The organism is Pyramidobacter sp. C12-8 (genome assembly GCF_002007215.1).
Classification (GTDB): Bacteria; Synergistota; Synergistia; order Synergistales; family Dethiosulfovibrionaceae; genus Pyramidobacter.
In genome coordinates, this window is record NZ_MUHX01000115.1 from 1 (window position 1) to 242 (window position 242).

At 50.4% G+C, this 242-nt stretch carries 1 protein-coding gene; it reads right to left on the reverse strand.

Going from position 1 to position 242, the window contains the following annotated elements:
• A partial coding sequence (locus B0D78_RS13040; protein WP_168170145.1) for a hypothetical protein occupies window positions 1-242 on the reverse strand: 242 nt, incomplete at both ends.

The window sequence follows — 242 nt, forward strand, 5'->3', positions numbered from 1 at the left end:
GAACAAGCTCAGAAATTTGTTCAAAGAATTTCGGATTCGTAAGACTCATCGTGAACGCACTAGCCATCGTAGCAGCAATGTCGGCCACACCCTGGGTGATATTGGAACCGATCGCCAAGATGTTAGCGCCACCAATTTCTTTCTGCATGTACGCCACAATCGCAGCGTAAGCGGTGTGGTCACCCAGCGTGTCTTTGATTGCAGCGTCAACCGCATCGGTGACCTCATTCTGCTGGTTCTGA